14 protein-coding genes are annotated in these 13,424 nt (G+C 71.1%); 6 read left to right on the top strand and 8 right to left on the bottom strand.

Going from position 1 to position 13,424, the window contains the following annotated elements; translation table 11 throughout:
• Positions 1-6 precede the first annotated feature (6 nt).
• The 3 genes from ACWEPL_RS33385 (at position 7) to infA (ending at position 2,952) form a co-directional block, all read left to right on the top strand.
• Positions 7-1,653: a RecQ family ATP-dependent DNA helicase gene (locus ACWEPL_RS33385; RefSeq protein ID WP_452438538.1), complete on the top strand. Its 1,647-nt coding sequence runs from the start codon at positions 7-9 to the stop codon at positions 1,651-1,653.
• 232 nt (positions 1,654-1,885) lie between these two features.
• Positions 1,886-2,674: a GNAT family N-acetyltransferase gene (locus ACWEPL_RS33380; RefSeq protein ID WP_452438537.1), complete on the top strand. Its 789-nt coding sequence runs from the start codon at positions 1,886-1,888 to the stop codon at positions 2,672-2,674.
• A 53-nt stretch (positions 2,675-2,727) separates the two neighbouring features.
• A complete protein-coding gene (gene infA / locus ACWEPL_RS33375; RefSeq protein ID WP_350734166.1) occupies positions 2,728-2,952 on the top strand; it encodes a translation initiation factor IF-1 in 225 nt (74 codons plus the stop codon).
• Between the two features lie 125 nt (positions 2,953-3,077).
• On the opposite strand, the gene ACWEPL_RS33370 is transcribed toward infA, so the two are convergent.
• Genes ACWEPL_RS33370 through ACWEPL_RS33360 form a run of 3 tightly spaced genes read right to left on the bottom strand, consistent with a single transcriptional unit; the run spans position 3,078 to position 6,760 of the window.
• Positions 3,078-4,673 (bottom strand): SMP-30/gluconolactonase/LRE family protein, encoded by a 1,596-nt coding sequence (locus ACWEPL_RS33370; protein WP_452438536.1) that lies wholly within the window; start codon positions 4,671-4,673, stop codon positions 3,078-3,080.
• Positions 4,670-6,490 (bottom strand): flavin-containing monooxygenase, encoded by a 1,821-nt coding sequence (locus ACWEPL_RS33365; RefSeq protein ID WP_452438535.1) that lies wholly within the window; start codon positions 6,488-6,490, stop codon positions 4,670-4,672. The genes ACWEPL_RS33370 and ACWEPL_RS33365 overlap by 4 nt, the downstream gene beginning before the upstream one ends.
• Before the next feature lie 45 nt (positions 6,491-6,535).
• The gene (locus tag ACWEPL_RS33360) at positions 6,536-6,760 is read right to left on the bottom strand and encodes a hypothetical protein (RefSeq protein WP_452438534.1); all 225 of its coding nucleotides are present in this window, start codon (positions 6,758-6,760) and stop codon (positions 6,536-6,538) included.
• A gap of 517 nt (positions 6,761-7,277) precedes the next feature.
• Between ACWEPL_RS33360 and ACWEPL_RS33355 the strand changes: the two genes are divergently transcribed.
• On the top strand, positions 7,278-7,511 hold the full coding sequence (locus tag ACWEPL_RS33355; protein ID WP_452438533.1) for a hypothetical protein: 234 nt from the start codon (positions 7,278-7,280) through the stop codon (positions 7,509-7,511).
• 227 nt (positions 7,512-7,738) lie between these two features.
• Here the strand turns inward: ACWEPL_RS33355 and ACWEPL_RS33350 are convergent, their stop codons facing one another.
• Positions 7,739-8,965 (bottom strand): MFS transporter, encoded by a 1,227-nt coding sequence (locus tag ACWEPL_RS33350; RefSeq protein ID WP_363971722.1) that lies wholly within the window; start codon positions 8,963-8,965, stop codon positions 7,739-7,741.
• A gap of 28 nt (positions 8,966-8,993) precedes the next feature.
• The gene (locus ACWEPL_RS33345; RefSeq protein WP_452438532.1) at positions 8,994-9,362 is read right to left on the bottom strand and encodes an aldo/keto reductase; all 369 of its coding nucleotides are present in this window, start codon (positions 9,360-9,362) and stop codon (positions 8,994-8,996) included.
• Between ACWEPL_RS33345 and ACWEPL_RS33340 the strand changes: the two genes are divergently transcribed.
• Complete coding sequence (locus tag ACWEPL_RS33340) at positions 9,300-9,626, top strand: family 4 glycosyl hydrolase (protein ID WP_452438531.1); 327 nt, start codon at positions 9,300-9,302, stop codon at positions 9,624-9,626. The genes ACWEPL_RS33345 and ACWEPL_RS33340 overlap by 63 nt on opposite strands.
• Here ACWEPL_RS33340 and ACWEPL_RS33335 read toward each other — a convergent pair.
• A complete protein-coding gene (locus ACWEPL_RS33335; RefSeq protein ID WP_452438530.1) occupies positions 9,602-10,210 on the bottom strand; it encodes a TetR/AcrR family transcriptional regulator in 609 nt (202 codons plus the stop codon). The genes ACWEPL_RS33340 and ACWEPL_RS33335 overlap by 25 nt on opposite strands.
• Positions 10,211-10,397: 187 nt before the next feature.
• On the opposite strand from ACWEPL_RS33335, the gene ACWEPL_RS33330 reads away from it, so the two are divergent.
• Positions 10,398-10,958 (top strand): hypothetical protein, encoded by a 561-nt coding sequence (locus ACWEPL_RS33330; protein ID WP_452438529.1) that lies wholly within the window; start codon positions 10,398-10,400, stop codon positions 10,956-10,958.
• Positions 10,959-11,018: 60 nt separating this feature from the next.
• Here the strand turns inward: ACWEPL_RS33330 and ACWEPL_RS33325 are convergent, their stop codons facing one another.
• Both ACWEPL_RS33325 and ACWEPL_RS33320 read right to left on the bottom strand, forming a co-directional pair.
• Complete coding sequence (locus ACWEPL_RS33325) at positions 11,019-11,675, bottom strand: M15 family metallopeptidase (RefSeq protein WP_452438528.1); 657 nt, start codon at positions 11,673-11,675, stop codon at positions 11,019-11,021.
• A 102-nt stretch (positions 11,676-11,777) separates the two neighbouring features.
• On the bottom strand, positions 11,778-13,424 hold a 1,647-nt coding region (locus tag ACWEPL_RS33320; protein WP_452438527.1), incomplete at its 5' end, for a tetratricopeptide repeat protein.

Here is a 13,424-nt window from a genome sequence, read left to right as displayed (position 1 = left end):
GGCGGCATGGGCTTGTGGATGAGGTTGAAGGGCCGGTTCGGGCGGCAGGGGCGGAAGCTGCGGGCCACGGCCTTGCGGCGCTTCGGCTGGACAGAGCTGCGCCCGGGCCAGCAGGAGGCGATGGAGCACTTACTCAAGGGCCGCGACGTGCTGCTCGTCATGCCGACCGGCGGCGGCAAGTCAGCGGTCTACCAGGTGCCCACGCTGCTGCTCGACGGCCCCGCGATCGTCGTCTCGCCGCTGATCGCGCTCCAGCGCGACCAGGTGACCAGCCTGCTCAAGGCCGACGCGGGCGGCGCCGTGGCGGTGAACTCGACCTCCTCCGTAGCGGCCGGGCTGGAGAAGGTGACGGCCGGGGACGCGGCGTTCGTGTTCCTGTCCCCGGAACAGCTCGCCAAGGCCGACGTCGTCGAACGCCTCGCGCAGGCCGGGCCCTCGCTGATCGTCATCGACGAGGCCCATTGCGTCTCGTCCTGGGGCCACGACTTCCGGCCCGACTACCTGCGGCTCGGGAAGGTCATCGAGCGCCTGGGGCATCCGCCGGTGGTGGCGATGACCGCCACCGCCGCCCCGAACGTCCGCGAGGAGATCATCCGCTCGCTGGGGCTGACCGACCCGGTGGAGATCATCAGGGGGTTCGACCGCCCGAACATCTCGCTGGAGGTCCGCCGCTTCGTCTCCGCCCAGGACAAGCAGCGGGCGCTGGTCGAGCACGCCGCTTCCCTGAGCGGTCTCGGCCTGGTGTACGTCGCCACCCGCAAGGAGACGGCGGAGTACGCGGATGCGCTGACCCGGAAGGGACGCCGGGCCGAGCCGTACCACGGCGGCATGCGGGCCACCGAACGCACCCGCGTGCACGAGCTGTTCACCAGGGGCGAGGTGGACACCGTCGTGGCGACGTCGGCGTTCGGCATGGGCATCGACCGGCCCGACGTGCGCTACGTGCTGCACGCCGAGCCGCCGGAGTCGCCCGACGCGTACTGCCAGGAGATCGGCAGGGCGGGACGGGACGGCGCCCCGGCCTCGGCGGTGCTGTTCTACCGGCAGGAGGATCTGGGCCTGCGCCGCTTCTTCACCGGCGGGCGAGCCGACGCCGAGGCGCTGCTGCGCGTGGCGACCCTGGTCCGCGAGCACGCCGGCATGGTGCCCGCGGGCGAACTGGCCGCGCTGCTCAAGGTGAGCACGTCCAACCTCGCCAGGCTCGTCAACCTGCTGGAACGCGCGGGCGCGCTGACCGTGACCCACACCGGCGACCTGCGGTACGCCTCCCGCACGCTGACGCCGGAGCAGGCCGCCGCGCAGGCGTCCGAGCTGGACGAGGCGCGACGACGCGTGGACGACTCGCGGATCGACATGATGCGCGGCTACGCGGAGACCAGGGGCTGCCGCCGCCGGTTCCTGCTCCACTACTTCGGCGAACCGTACGCCGGAACCTGCGGCACCTGCGACACCTGCGAGAACGGCCCGGCACCCGGACCGGCGCCCGCCTCGGACGGCGGGGAGCTACCTGTGCAGGCCAGGGTGACGCACAAGATGTGGGGAGCGGGGACGGTCATGAGCCGCGAACATGACCGGATCACCGTGCTGTTCGACTCGGTCGGCTACAAGACGCTGTCGCTGGCCGCGGTGGGTGACGTCCTCCACCGCGGGTAGGTTCCGCACCGTCCCGTGGATCCGCTCGGCCATGGCCCGGGCGGCCCGGGAAAATGGTTGGACGGGAGGATCCGCGCGCTGATAGGGTCCTGCGAACCGTGACACCGCACGAGGAGGTGAGACCCATGAACGCTGTATCGATGTGGGTGCTCCCCTCGTCGTCACGGTCGGGCGACTGACATAGATGTCGCCGGGAGCGCCTCGACAAGGCGATCCCGAAAGGCGACAACCTATGAATTCTGATGGTTTCCCGTCAGGCACCGGCGAGCATGCCGTAGCGATCAGCCGGGTGGCGGAGCGGCAATGGCACGCCGTCGAGGGCGACCGGGTGGTCGGCCGCGGCGACGTGTCACGCAGGCCCGACGGACGGATGTTCCTCAGCATCGACGCGTGGGACGGCGAGGTCTTCGACCGGCTCGCCGACGCCATGCTGGCGGACCTGCCGAGGCCGCTGCACACGGTGGTCGACGAGGCCGACCTTGACCTGACGTCGCAGTGGGAGCGTGCCGGGTTCGCGATCCGACGCCGCGAGTGGGAGTACCTCGTGCCCACCGACCCGCGGATCACGGGTCTCGGTTCGGCGCCACCACCGGAGGGCGTGACGATCGTGGCCGCGGGCAGGGTGGAAGAGGCCCCTCTGCGTACGTTGGACCGCGCGATTCGCGACGAGGTCGAGGCCACCGTCGGCTGGCAGGAGATGCCCGCCGAGGTGGTGCCCGGCCCGATCGTGCTGGATCCGTCGAAGTACGCGGTGGCCGCCCGGCCCGATCAGTACGTGGGCCTGGTCCGGCTGGCAGCGGTGACCAGGCGGCCCCGGATCGGGCTGGTCGCGGTCCGGTCCGACCGGCGGCGCCGCGGCATCGCCCGGGCGCTGCTCGCCCACGTCCTGGGTGCCCTGCACCACAGCGGCACCGAAGCGGCCTCGGCCGAAGTGAACGAGTCCAACCGGGCGGCCATGGCGCTGTTCGAGGGCGTCGGGGCCCGGCGTACGAGCAGCAACCTGGAATTGGTGCTCCGCTGAGACCGCACTGCGGCTCGCGTCAACGGCATTCGTAATGAAGAGGTGAGAGAACGATGGCAAGATCACCAGACGGTATCGAAATAGAGGGCACGGTCATCGAGTGCATGCGTAACGCCACCTTCAGGGTGGAGCTCGAGAACGGGCACAAGGTACTGGCACACATCAGCGGGAAGATACGGAAGAACTACATCAAGATCTTGCCGTACGACCGGGTGCTCGTGGAGCTCAGCCCGTACGACCTGACCCGCGGCCGGATCCTGTACCGCTACAGGACGTAGTCACCGCCCGGGGCAGCGGATATCGGCGGGCGGCCGCGCTCACGCGCGTCGGCCGCCCGCCGTCATGCCCCGCCATCGCTCCACGGCCAGGGGCCGCGATCTCCTGCGCAGGATCTGAGCCGCGTTCAGGCATCCCGGGCGCAGCGGTCACTCCGGCCAGGTGCGGCTTCTTCGGGGTGCAGGAGCAGGACGCTGCCGTCGCCGTTCGCGGCGATGATCAGGGAGCCGTCCGCCGTGGCCGCGATCCCGGCGAACGGCCGCGGCATTCCGGGCAGGCCGGGCGGGATGAACAGGCCGGGTTCCGGGCCGGTCAGGCCGGCCGCGGACGCGACCGGAAGCGAGCCGGCTTCGACCTCCACGTCGCCGGTGGCGAGGTCGATGGCGAGCAGGCGGCGGTGGGCGGTCTCGACGACGTACATGGTGCCGTCGTGGACGGTGATGCCCTGCGGGGTGCCGAGCCCGTCGGCGAGCAGCACGGGTACGCCGTGCTCGACGCGGTACACCGCGGCGAGCTGCTCATCGCTGACGTAGCAGCGCCGGCCGGCGTCGACGGCCACGTCGACCGGGCGGCCGAGGCCCTCGGCCAGCACGCTGACCTGGTCGTCGTGGTCGATGGCGACGATGCGGCCGGCGCCGGATTCGGCGACCAGCAGGGTGCCGTCGGCGCGCACGGCGATGCCCAGCGGCCGGTTCAGGCCGTCGGCCCGGGTGCGCACCGTGCCGGAGCGGCGGTCGTAGGTGCGTACGTGCCCGTACTGGGAGGTGGTGTGGAGCAGGTCGCCGTCGGCGGCGATGCCGTGCACGAAGGTCAGCTGCTCGGTGGTGGTGACGTCTTCGTCCGGCCGGTCGGCGGGCTGGGTGAGGCGGTAGTGGTCGGCCACGTGGACGCCGCCGCCGAGATCGATGGTCACCCCGAAGGGGCCGCCAAGGCCGCGGGGCACGATCTGGCGGGTACGTCCGTCGGCCGCGAGCTCGGCGACGCCGCCATGCGCGTAGCTGGAGACGAACATCCGGTTGTCGGCGTCGAAGGCGGCGTTGTCCAGGGCGTTGAGCTCGCTGACGATTTCCGACCGGTCGCCGGTGCCGGCCAGGTCGACGCGCGTGACGATCCCGCTCGCCCCGCGGGCGAGCACCAGCAGGGCGCCGGCGCGGTCGAAGCGCACGGCAACCGGATCCGGGACGTCCGCGGCCACCAGCTCGGGCTCGCCGCCGTCGAGCGGGATGCGGAACACCTCGCCGGTGAGCATGTGCGGGTAGTAGAGCTGCCCGTCCGGGCCGAGCTGCATCGCGTTGCCCATGGCGAGGCCCGCCGTGAGCACCGTGGGTTCGCCGCCGGCCGGGGACAGCTCCAGCAGACGTCCACCCGGGATCATCTCGTTGGCGAACACCCTGGTTCCGACGCAGGCGATGCCGTTGGGCGCGGTGATCTCGCCGGTGACGAGCGTGAAGTCCCCGGTTGGGCCCCGCCGCCACACCCGGCCCGGGACCAGGTCGGTCACGTACATCGCGCCGTCGCTGTCGAAGGCGAGGTCGTCGGGGGAGTGCAGCGGCCCGTCCGGTGGCACGACCACCTCGACGTCGCCGGTGGCCAGGTCGACGGCGCTGATCTGACCGGCGAGGAACTGGGCCACGTACAGGCGCCCGTCGGGTCCGAAGGCCATGCCGTTCGACCCCCACAGCGGACTCGCCCGGACCAGCAGCTCGGCCTTGCGGCGGTTCATCGGTTGCCCGCCAGGATCTCGTCCATGCCGCCCTCGGTACGCCACCGGCGCAGCAGGTCGTGGAAGGCGACCGGACCGGGCCCGTACGTCTGGCTGACCCGGCGGGGCTTGCCCTCGTTGTTGTAGTAGCCGGGCGTGCACTCGGCCTGGAACCGGCTGTTGTCCGGCGCCAGCTCCCGGATGGTGGCGACCCACGCGTCCTCGGCGTCCTTGGTCGGCTCGACCACACCGAGGCCACGCCGGCGGGCCTCGGCGACCACGGCGCCGATGTGGGTGGCCTGCTCCTGCAGGATGTGCACGAAGTTGACCGCGGAGGCGTTCTGCAGCGGGCCCAGGTGGAACAGGTTCGGGAAGCCGTGGCCGTAGAAGCCGTGCAGCGTGCGGGGGCCCTGCCGCCAGGTGCCGAGCAGGGGCGCGCCGTCCCGGCCGTACACCGGCAGAGCGCCGGAGAGGATGCCGGAGACGCCGACCTCGAAGCCGGTGGCGAAGATGACGCAGTCGACCTCGTACTCGTGCTCGCCGACCACGACCGCCGACTCGGTCATCGCGGTGACGCCGCCGTGGTCGGCGGTGTCGACCAGGGTGACGTTGGGCCGGTTGAACGTCTGCAGGTAGTGGTCACTGAAGGTGGGCCGCTTGCACATGTAGCGGTACCAGGGCTTGAGCAGCTCCGCGGTGGCCGGGTCGTCGACGATCTCGTCGACGCGGGCGCGGATCTGGTTCATCTTCTGGAAGTCGGCGATCTCGTCGAGGTACTCGCGCTGCTCGGGTGACAGGTCGGTGTCGACGGTGCCGGCCATCAGGTGGCGTTGCAGCCGTGCGGTGCTGGTCCAGCCGTCGTTGATCAGGTCCCGTCCGGCGGGCCCGCCGGTGACGACGGTGAGGAAGTTCGCCATCCGTTCCCGCTGCCAGCCGGGCTTGAGCGAGGCGGCCCAGGCCGGGTCGGTGGGGCGGTTGTCGCGCACGTCGACCGACGAGGGGGTGCGCTGGAAGACGTACAGGTGCTGCGAGTCCCGCCCCAGGTGCGGGATGACCTGGATCCCGGTGGCGCCGGTGCCCACGACCGCGACCCGCTTGTCGGCGAGCTGGTGCAGGCCGCCGCTCTGGTCGCCGCCGGTGTAGCCGTAGTCCCAGCGGCTGGTGTGGAAGGTGTGCCCGCGGAACGTCTCGATGCCGGGGATGCCGGGCAACTTCGGCTGGGTCAGGGTGCCGGAGGACATGACGACGTAGCGGGCACGGAAGTCGTCGCCGCGGTCGGTGCGCACCTGCCACTCGGCCGCGGCGTCGTCCCAGCGCAGCTCCGTGACGCGGGTGTGGAACAGCGTGTCGCGGTACAGGTCGTAGAGTTCGGCGATCGCGACGGCGTGCCGGCGGATCTCCTCGCCGGGCGCGTACCGCATGGTGGGCAGGTAGCCGACCTCTTCGAGCAGCGGCAGGTAGACCGATGATTCGATGTCGCAGTGGATGCCCGGGTAGCGGTTCCAGTACCAGGTGCCGCCGAAGTCGCCGGCCTCGTCGAGCATCCGGATGCCGTCCACGCCGGCCTCGCGGAGCCTGGCGCCGGTGAGCAGCCCGCCGAAGCCGCCACCCACCACCAGCGCCTCGACTTTGTCACGGACCGGTTCCCGCTCGGCGCGTTCGGTGTACGGGTCGGCGGCATAGTAGCCGAACTCGCCACGGGCGCCCTGGTACTGGGCGTTGCCGTCGGGCCGCAACCGGCGGTCGCGTTCGTGGCGGTACCTGGCGCGTAGCACGTCCGGGTCGAAGCCCAGGTCCGCGACTGTGAGGCGGGCAGGCGGCGTCGGAGAGTGTTCCATGGATGCCCTTCCGATTCGGGTGATCAGGTGGGGAGCGGGTGAAGCTCAGTTCGGCGGCGTGCTCAAAGGCGTTCTCGTTGCGATCGGCGGCAGGCAGGCTGCGCTCCTGGCCGTACGAATGAGCGAGCGGCCGGTGGCTAGTCGGTCCCGCTTGGCGCGGTTGACCAGCAGCATGCCGATCATTTTGGCGTGGGCGCTCATGTACGTGGCGAACTCGGCCTGAGCGGCGTCCTTCTCCTCAGAGGTGAACTCGGCCAGGCTGACCAGCATGTCGGACCAGTACGCGAACTTGCCAGCGGGTCAGCACTGGTCGGCCGGATCGGCGCCACCGGGCAGCCCTCGCGCGGTTCGGCCCATTCCGCCCGCGGCTCCAGTTCCGGTGCCTGCTGGAAGGTCTCAGTCAGCTCGTGCTTCTTTCTCGGCATCGAGTCAGGCCGCCGACCAGCCGCCGCCCACCGGCACGATCGCGCCGCCGCCCTGCCTCAGCAAGTGCGGCAGCAGCAGCGGTGCGATGAGCGCTCTCTTCGTTGACATCACAGACCACGACGCGAGCGCCGGCCTTGGCAAAGGCGACCGCCATCGCCGGGACGATGCCGGAGCCCGCGCCGGTGACCAGGCAGCTCTTGCTGTCGAAAGCGCTCAACGTCCTCTCCTGTCAGGAGCGAGTATCACAACCGGACAATGCTGTCCGGTAACAATGTAGCCCGTCTGACTGATCATTGTCGAATGCGGGGCATGCTGATGTTGAGCATGCGGACGCTGTTGTCCGGTTGGTGGTGTGAGAGCCATGTCCGTGGCACGTCCGGCGGGCAAGGGGCGCCGCGTCGCCGCTCGCAATCGCGCGGCACTGATCGCGGCGGCCCGCAAAGTGTTCGCGACCGTCGGCTACGACGCGCCGCTCAGCCTGCTCGGTCGCACTGCGGGAGTCGGCTCCGACCCGGTCCGGATGGCGGAAGGCATGTCGGCACACTCGGCCCGCAGGCGGTCCGGCACGAGAACGACAGCCTGCCGGCCCAGATGATCGCCGATCTGGAAGCCCGGCCCACCGAACCGGCGGCAGGCAGACCAGGGCCGTCTTCGCGCCATGACGGCCATCCTGCGGACACACCACAACCCAACCGGCGAATATCAGCCGTAATGGTCGATCTCGCCGTAGAGGGCAACCGGTCTCTTGTAGTGAACGGCCCAGATCTGGTTGCCGTAGTCGAAATGCCACCACTCATCGGCGCCACGCCGACCGGTGGGTGCTCACCCAGGCACGGCGGTCTGTTCGCGCTCGCCCGATGCCCGTCGTGCGCTGATCGTCATCACCGCGAGGCCGGCCAGGACGATGGCGGCGCCGGCGTACAGGGGAGCGGTGTAGCCGAGGCCGGCGCTGATGGCCAGGCCGCCGAGCCAGGCGCCCAGCGCGTTGCCGACGTTGGAGGCCGAGACGTTGGCGCTGGCGGCGAGCGGGACGCCGTCCGCGTAGTCGGTGACGCGGGTGATCATGCCGGGGACGGCGGCGAACCCGAACAGGCCCAGCAGGAAGACCAGGACCACCGACGCGGCGGGGCTGCCGGCCAGCAGGCCGAACGCGATGAGCGTGGCGGCGAGGCCGGCCAGGGAGGCGATCAGCGTGCGGTCCCGGTTGCGGTCCGCGGCCCGCCCGCCGGCCAGGTTCCCGATCACCAGGCCGGTGCCGTACACGACGAGCAGCCAGGCCACGTCGGCGCTGGAGAAGCCGGTGACCTGGGTGAAGGTGTAGGCGATGTAGCTGAACGCGCCGAACATGCCGCCGTAACCGAGCGCGGTGGCCGCCAGCGTCAGCCAGACCTGCGCGGAGCGGAACGCGCGGAGCTGGACGCGCAGCCCGTTCAGGCCGGAAGCCGCCGAGGGATGCGTACGGTCCACCGCGCCGGCCCAGCCCGGCACCAGCGCCGCGATGGCGAGCAGGGCGATCACGCCGATCACGGTGATCGCCCAGAACGTGGCGCGCCAGCCCCAGCGTTCGCCGACCAGCGCGCCGAACGGCACGCCCAGGACGTTGGCGAGGGTCAGCCCGGCGAACATCACCGCCACCGCCCTCGACGCCCGCTCCGGCGGCACCATGCGCCGGGCGACGAGCGAGCCGATGCCGAAGAACGAACCGTGACACAGGGCGGCGACGACGCGGCCGAGCAGCATCACCGGATAGTCGGACGCGACGGCGGAAAGGAGGTTGCCGGCGACGAAGAGCGCCACCAGCCCGATGAGGACCGACTTGCGGGACAGCCCGCTGGTGGCGGCGGTCACCACGATGGCGCCGACGGCGACGCTCAGCGCGTATCCGGAGATCAGCCACCCCGCCGCGGCCTCGGACACGGCCAGGCTCAGGCTCACCTGGGGGAGCAGGCCCGCGATCACGAACTCGGTCAGGCCGATCCCGAAGCTGCCGAGGGTCAGCGCGATGAGCCCGGCGGGCATCCGCCGGCTGCCGTTCGCCGGAATCGTCACGAGAGCATCATCCTGGTTGCGATCTTACTCACCCGCCACGTAGCCGGGCGACCTGCTCGGCGGACAGGTGAATCTCGCCGGCCCTGAAGCCGGCTCTCGACCCCTCCAGCGTCTTCGGCCCGTACGGGGCGAACATCGGGAAAGGCTGGTGCGGGACGTAGCCCATGGCGATCGCCGAGGGTGAGACGCCATGGTCGCGGGCCAGCTTTTCGGCTCGCTGCTTCCGCTCGAAGTTCTCCGGCCCGTAGAAGCACCGCACCAGCGTCGCGTCCGTACGGTCCGAAGGATCGGCTCGGGTGAAGAAGTTACGGGACCGGGCCGACCACGCGTCGAGGTGCCCTGCACGGTCGGCGCGGATGGCGCGACGCCGACGGCCATCGGACCGATGCCGCCGCAACTCGCGGCGCTCTGCCGGACCTTCCTCAACGTGACCGAGCTGACCGTACGTGCCGTGCTGCCGGGCAGCCGGGACCACGTCCGGCACGGGGCCATGCTCGACCCGAACACCTCGGCGACGCCGCCGATGCCCGAGATCGCCGCGCTCTGCGACGAGCTGCTCGCGGCGCACGAGCACCTGCTCCTCGACTCCCTCCGCCTCCCCCCGCTGAGAGCGTTCGCCGGCGGAGGCCTGCGGCTTCAGGCGCCCGCCGGTCCGCTGTAGTCGGTGACGGCATAAACCTGCAGGAGCCTCTCGACTCCGCGCAGGAAGGTCTCGCAGATCAGCACCGGGTCGAACAGGCAGCCGGCGGCCATGGCGCCGTCGCGCATCATCACGAAGTGGCGGGCGGCGGGCTCGGCGCCGGTCTCCTGGATCCTGGACAGCAGCTCCGTGACGGTTTCCAGGAACCATTGGCGGTGGGCGAGCACGGCCTTGTGCACCGGGGACTCGGGGTCGGGATACTCGGCGGCGGCGTTGAGGAAGGCGCATCCCCGGAAGCCGGGGGACCGGATGCCTTGGGCGATGGACTCGCTGAGGGCCTGGATGGTGCCGTCGGCCGGTAGTCCGGCGGCGACGGCCTCGTCGGCCTGACCTCGCATGGCCCGGTCGACCTCGTTCAGGTAGGCGAGGACGAGGTCTTCCTTGCCGGGGAAGTGCCGGTAGAGGGTGGCCCGCGTCACCTGCGCCTCGGCGACGATGCGATCGATGCCGACGGCGTGGATGCCCTCCGCGTAGAAGAGCCGGGTGGCCGTGTTGAGCAGCCGGGACCGCGCTTCGGACGGTCGGCCTTCGGATTGGCTGGGCATACGGCCATGTTAGTGGGTAGAACGTTCGGTCTTGACTTTCTGCGCCGCAGGTTGCCATGCTGTGCCGAGACAGAACGTTCGGTCTAGCTAGGCACGAGCGAGGCGGCGGCCTGGCAGGACCCCCCACCGGACGAGAAGGCCGGCCACGGGCCGCTCCCCACATCGCTCATCCACCGAAAGGATCATCATGAGCACGATCGCTGCTTCGCCCGGTTTTTCCGGGACCGCGTCCGCTTTGCGGCGGCTGTACTTCGTCCGGTTCGCGTTCGCCATCGTCTGGGCCCTCGCGATGTTCACGACCGCCTCGAACCTGGGTCCGCTCGCGGTCACCCTGCTCGTGCTCTACCCGCTGTTCGACGTGGCCGCCGCCGTCATCGACGCCCGCGCGTCGCGCGCCACCGGCTCACCTGCCCTGCTGTACGTGAACATCGCGGTCAGCCTGATCACCGCCGTCGGCGTGGCCGTCGCCTGCGCGTCCGGTATCCCGGCCGTGCTGCGCGTGTGGGGCGCCTGGGCGGTCGTGGCAGGGCTGGTCCAGCTGATCGTGGGCGTCACCCGCCGCAAGATGGGCGGCCAGTGGCCGATGATCATCAGCGGCGGCATCTCCGTACTCGCCGGTGCGTCCTTCATCCTCGGCGCCTCCGCGGCCAGCCCGACGCTGACCAACGCGGCCGGCTACGCCATCCCCGGCGGCATCTTCTTCCTCATCTCGGCCTTCCGTCTCGGCCGCGCCGCGAAGGGAAACTGACCTGGACGGCAACACGTACGACGTCGTCGTCATGTGCTGCCGCCGGCCGCGCCGCCCACTTCAGGACGGCAACTCCCAGGGGCCGTACAGCGCGTGGTGAGCGCTCGTGGTGAAGGCCCAATAGCGCTCGCCGTAGGACCAATGCCACCATTCGGTCGGGTAGTTGACGAAGCCGATGGAGGTCATGGCGGTGCCCAGGATGTGCCGGTTCGCCGTGGCCTCCGCGGAGATGGCGGTCGAGGCGGTGTAGCAGGCCTCGCCGTCCTCCGGCGGGGTGGCGTTGACCGGCGTGCCCATCGGCAGCTCGTCGCCGTTGGAGGTGCACAGGGTCAGGTCGACCGCGCCGCCGGTGACGTGGGGGGCCACGTCGGGCGGGGAGACGTATCTGCTGGCCTCGACGCGAACGCGGTTCTCGTCCCAGTCGGGGTGCGCGGCGCGGTGACGGGTGACCGATGAGTCGAAGTACTGCTGCTGCAGTCCCACCCGGCGGTACCCCTCGGTGATCAGCAGGCGCAGCTCGCGGGGCAGCCGGGTCTGCGCGGCCACCAGCCGGTCGGCCACGCTCAGCCGTACGTGCGCGTAGGCCCCCTCGCGGTCGGCCAGCCTCGGATCGACGCGGATGGCCTCCACGGTGCGCAGGTCCACGAGCGGTTCCCCGCACTCCTTGACGGAAACCGCGGCGATCCGCGGGTCGGACAGGAGCACGATCTTCGGCATGGAAGCCCTCCGTTGTGAACCATGGACACGCCACATGAGGCGTGCCGTCGCCATGGTTCACGAGCGGGATCCAAGACCGCTGTAATCCCCCTGGAACAGTTTTTACTGCGACATCTCCTCGTACTCGCGGGCGCCGTGCAGCCGGAACACCTCCAGCGCCTCGGCCCGGGTCGTACGGGCGGTGGCGTCATCGCCGAGGGCCTCGTGGACCAGCGCCAGGTCCCGCAGGGTACGGGCCCGGAACAGGCCCAGGCGCAGCGCCTCCCACAGCCGCACGGACTCCTCCAGATCAGCCTTGGCCTGGTAGAGGCGACCCTCGGCCAGGTTGAGCTCGCCGAGTGTACGCAGGGTGCAGGCCTCGCCCCAGCGGTCGTGCAGGGTCCGGGTGACGCCGAGCGCCTCCTCCAGCAGCCGCCGGGCCTGCTCGTGCCCGCCGAGCCGGAGCCTGACCTTGGCCAGCGAACGGGAGCAGTAGGCCACCATGAGCCGGTCGCCGAGCTGCCGGAAGATCTCCAGCGCCTGCTCGCACACCTTCTCGGCCAGGTCGTACTCGCCTCTGGCGCGGTGGTGCAGCGACATGTTGCGCAGGGTCAGCCCGGCGCCGCGCTGGCTGCCGGCCTCCTGGTAGAGGGTCAGCGCCGTGGTGAAGTCGGTCCAGGCGGCGGCGTAGTCGCCGCGTTCGAGGCGTACCGTGCCGGTCAGCCGTTTGACGTGGGCGATGGCGGCGGTGTCGGCCAGGCGCTCCCAGAGCGGTTCGGCCTCGCCGAGGAAGTGCAGCGCCTCGGCCAGGTAGCCCTGTTCGCGGCACGCCGCGCCGAGGGCGGCCAGGGTGGAGGCCTCCCCCCGTACGTCCGCGGCCTCGCGGAACAGTGAAAGCGCCTGGCTGAGGTACTGGCGGGACTCGGCGTAGAAGTCCCGCTCGTAGTAGAGCTGCCCCAGGCCCGCCAGCAGGCTCGCCTCGCCGAGCACGTTGCCGGTGCGGCGCGCCGCGGCCAGCGCCGCCTCGTGGGTGCGGTGCCAGGAGGTGAACGGGTCGTCGACGACGTACTGGCTGCTCCCGAGGGCCACCAGGGACAGCGCGGAGGCGAGGTCGACGGCCAGTTGGTCGAGGTCCATCGAGGCGGCCAGCTCGACGGCGGCGATCAGCGACTCCTCCTCGCTCCTGAACCAGCCCCGCGGGTCGGCCAGCGCCGGGTGGGCCGCCTCATCCCCGACCGGGTGCGGCAGCCCGGGGGTGACGCGCATGGGTACGGCTCCGGTCGGGACGACCTTGCTGACCTGCTCGACCAGCCACAGCCAGCCGCCCAGCACCCTTCTGGTCATCGCCGTCAGCTCCTCGGCCCCTTCCTCGGCCCGGGCGCGCTCGCCGGCGAACAGCCTGACCAGGTCGTGGAGCCGGTAACGGGCCTGCCCGGTCTCGTCGGGGTCCACCTCGTCGACCAGCGAGGTGTCCACGAGCTGCTCCAGCAGCTGGTCGGCCTCGCGCGGGCCGATGTCCACGGCGGTCGCGGCCACCCAGAGGGGGAAGCTCGGCAGCCCGAGCAGGCCCAGCCGGCGCAGCGCCCGCTTCTCCTGGGCGGAGAGCATGTCGTAGCTGAGGGCGATGCTGGCGCGTACCTCCAGGTCACCGGCGGCCAGCTCGTCGAGCCGGTGCTGCTCGTCGGCGAGCCGGTCGGCCAGCCGCTGAGCCGACCAGCGGCGCCGCGAGCCCCGCCCCCCATCCGGGGCGGTTCGACGCGCTTCTCCAGC

It is taken from the genome of Nonomuraea sp. NPDC004186, from assembly GCF_053603495.1.
The sequence above is the reverse complement of the archived record's forward strand: the minus strand, read 5'-3'. Positions and strand labels throughout refer to the sequence as shown.